Annotated in this window: 3 protein-coding genes; all 3 read left to right on the top strand. The window is 54.3% G+C overall.

Annotated elements, in window-relative coordinates; all coding sequences use genetic code 11:
• Positions 1-135: 135 nt before the first annotated feature.
• Complete coding sequence (locus CKO27_RS23665; RefSeq protein ID WP_200377366.1) at positions 136-1,191, top strand: IS110 family RNA-guided transposase; 1,056 nt, start codon at positions 136-138, stop codon at positions 1,189-1,191.
• 717 nt (positions 1,192-1,908) lie between these two features.
• Positions 1,909-2,277: a hypothetical protein gene (locus CKO27_RS23660; RefSeq protein ID WP_200377365.1), complete on the top strand. Its 369-nt coding sequence runs from the start codon at positions 1,909-1,911 to the stop codon at positions 2,275-2,277.
• A 340-nt stretch (positions 2,278-2,617) separates the two neighbouring features.
• On the top strand, positions 2,618-3,316 hold the full coding sequence (locus CKO27_RS23655) for a hypothetical protein (RefSeq protein ID WP_200377364.1): 699 nt from the start codon (positions 2,618-2,620) through the stop codon (positions 3,314-3,316).
• Positions 3,317-3,728 lie beyond the last annotated feature (412 nt).

Below are 3,728 nucleotides of genomic sequence, written 5' to 3'. Positions count from 1 at the left end.
TGATTCGTGTTCTATACAAATCAGCAAGTTACAGACTTAATGGAATGGTCCGCCCCGCTCCTCCCACGCGCCCAAGGTGGGCACAATGAGCGATGTCGTGAAACACATCGTCAACCGAGGTAGCGGAGCAGACCAATGGCAGAATTTAGCAAAGAACCGGTTGTCACCCTGGGCATTGACCTGGCTAAGCGCAGCTTTCACGTCTACGGCGCCGACGTCGGCGGGAAGCCCGTCTTCAGCAAGAAACTAACCCGGGCGCGGTTGATTGAGCTGATGGTGAATCTGCCGCCCTGCACGGTGGCGATGGAGGCTTGCGGCAGTGCCCATCACTGGGCTCGGCTGTTTCGCACCTTTGGCCATGAGATTCGCTTGATCGCCCCGCAGTTCGTCAAGCCGTTCGTGAAGTCGAACAAGAACGACGCGGCCGACGCCGAGGCGATCTGCGAGGCGGCGCAGCGTCCCAACATGCGCCTGGTCGCGGTGAAGACGGTCGAGCAGCAAGACGTGCAGGCGATTCATCGGATGCGCAGCCTGGTGGTGGAACGGCGCACCGCTCAGGTCAATCAGGTGCGCGGTCTGCTGCTGGAGTACGGCCTCGAGGTGGCCCAGGGGCGCGCCACGCTGATGCGGCGTCTGCCGGAGATCCTCGAGGATCCCGACAACGGGTTGAGTGAGCGCTTTCGGGCGGAATTGAACGAACTGACCGAGGAACTGCGCCACCTCGACGCGCGGGTTACTCACTATGATGCGCAGATCCAGGCGATCGCCCAGAGCAATCAGACGGCCCAGCGCCTGATGACGATCCCGGGCATTGGCGCGACGGTGGCGACCGCCTTGCTGGCCGCGGTGGGCGAGGATCCCAGCGTGTTCGGCAACGGCCGTGGCCTGGCCGCCTGGCTGGGGCTGGTACCGCGCCAGCATTCCACCGGAGGACGTGAGCGACTCCTGGGGATCAGCAAGCGCGGGGATGTCTATGTGCGTCAGTTGCTGATCCACGGAGCCCGTTCGGTGATGCGCTGGGTCGAGCGCAAGGAGGACACCAACAGCCGTTGGGCGGCGGCGCTGAAGAAGCGCCGGCACAGCAATGTCGCCATCGTGGCGATGGCCAACAAGATCGCCCGGATCGCCTATGCCGTGATGATGACCAGCAAATCCTACGATCCGGCGATCGGGGCTTTCGTCAAGGGGTGAATCACGCTCGGCGTTGAAAGCCAGCACGGCAGGATCACGATCAATCAACCGGCGCCCGACAGGTTGCCACCACCGAGTACCAATCACCACGAGTTGCGAAGAGTGAACATCACTGTGATGGCATGAAAGGCTACGTCCTGCCTTCCCGAAACCCTGGGTTACACACAAGCCGGCGTTGCCGAGACTGATGACTTGATGAGGACGGGAAGGCCCGCGGATTCCATCAGGGCACGTAGGTCGGTGGCGACACCTCACCACGATGCCGGATATATGGCTGCAACGTCTCCTTCTGCCGAATAGCGATTTCCCTCTTGCATCGCGGGGCGGACCATATATGTGTAATGCGATGGGTTTGAGCCAGCCGGCCTTGAGCTTGCAAGACTGTCTGCGCGTCGGGCGGATTTGGGTGGACATCGGCGTGCGCCATCAGGCGACACTCGACATCGACAGCGGGGAATGGCGACCACCCGAAGCGTTATCCTGAGCAGGTGTACAGCATGACTCTAACCGGACGGGGCATTCGCCCCATACGGAATGATTTGAATCGTGCCGATCTGCCGTCAAAAACGTGTGGGGCGGGGTGAATGACCGTCTCGTTTGGAGAACACCGATGCCCATGCGGCTGCCCACCGTCGAGGAACTGAGCGCCAACCAGTTTAGACGCACCGGCTACTATTTTGTTTTCAATCGTGCTTACAACGATGTACATTCCTTGATGTGCATTCCTTCAAGACCGCCGGCGATGCGTTCTCGTCTTTGGATCCAGAAGCAACGGACGAATCCGCCAGAGATGAATTCATCCAATTGATGCAGGAGCATTTTCCGGAAGTCGAACTGCATGATGTCTTCGACTTCGTGTCAATGGGTTGGGAGAGCTGGCCCTATCTGGGTTCGATTGCTCTCGGCATCGAGCAAGACAGTCCTGTTTACAACGCCCTGGTCGAGAAATATGAGCGTCCAGAAGGAGGCCCCCGGTCTTGCAATGCCGTGTTCTGGGCACTGCCGTATGATGTCGCCAAACAGCACCATGACGCGCGTGTCGAGCGGAGGCGCTTGAACGCGATTGAGGATGACGACAGCGAATGAGGAACTGCCGAGAATGTCGCACACAACACCATCGATCAGCCATGAATCGGCAAGCGCCGTGCTACTGAAGCTGCCGCACATTGCCGCGTGGCAGATCGCACATCCACCAGCTAAAGCTGGCCCTGATGAAGCCGCGCCAATCACGGCGACATGGCCTGCGATGCAGCGTGGTGCAATCTGGAAACCGAGGCGCGATACGGTGGGCGGAGGCCAATCGCGGGTTGATCGCACAACGGCTGTTCGAGGCCCTGAACGCCGCCGGTGAGCGGCACTTGGATATCTGGCACAATCTGGTCCAACCGCATGACAGTTAGACATTCACATAGAGGGGCATCATTGTATGTTAAAGAATCCATTTAACGAAACTACCTATAATGTCGGGAATTCTATTTTTCCAGGATTCAACGACAAGGAAGGCATAATTTTATGTGGCTATGAATATGGATATAGCGCACACGATCAATATCTTGAAAATTACCATAAAGACGAAATTGAAAAAAAGAAGCAAGAAATTAATACTTTCTACAGTAAGTCGAAAATATATACATCTCCATATGATTTTAGAATCGTAAAGTGGTTTAGTTTTTTTAGTCATCCGCTTGGCATTGATAATGGTTTTTCTTCATTCGACAAATGCCTGCTGCAAACTAATTGGTGTGATGATCAAGGAACTTATGTTAATGACTACGCCAAATTCCTCTCTGAAGCAAATTGTAGAAATTTTTTGAGTACCATGGATGTTTTTCGCCCTCGGATACTTTTTTTTATGGGTTCAAAGCAAATACAGTATTTGCAAAAACCTGCTATCAAGAATCGATTTTCAGAAATATTCGGAGAGGAAGTTTCACGGCTAGATGTAAAATTGAAGCCATTTGAAGGTCGAAAGTTCAAAATAGCATTTCAAATGTTTGAACGTGTTCAGATTATTTCTTTTCCTCACCCGAGTGGCACAAGAGGGCTTAGTGATAATTACATTAAACTGTTCTCCTCAGAAACGAAGGAAATCCTAGATAATTATAGGGCGTTAAGGCGTTTTTAGGCCCGCATATCAAAGCCGGATTTGATTATGCTCATTGCTTAGGTCATCCAGCCGGAAACGGGGCAATATCTGTTCGGATATCCATATAACAAAGAAAGTTGGTGATGAGTTATGCGCACTCGGAAGGAACTGTCCTGCCATGCGGTTTTATGTTGAAGCCAGTTATGCTGAATTAGCCTTATTCGCTATTAAGCGATTCGGCTGAGTTTGGAGTTTGAAGCTTGATCGTGGAAAAATTGGCGCTGGACGTGATTCGGGGTCGATCCCGAATGGCACTAAGATAAGCCCAACCTGCTGAAACGCATGAGAAAGGCTGGCGGTGGTGGTAGGCTGAGAGTGGCCAAACCCAACTGCCCACCCGTGGAGCCAGCCCCCATGCATCCTCGTCAGCGCGCCGCGCAGCGGCAACGAC

It is taken from the genome of Thiocystis violacea (genome assembly GCF_016583575.1).
GTDB lineage: Bacteria > Pseudomonadota > Gammaproteobacteria > Chromatiales > Chromatiaceae > Thiocystis > Thiocystis violacea.
Note: the sequence above shows the minus strand (reverse complement) of the source record. Positions and strands in the feature narration are given on the sequence as shown.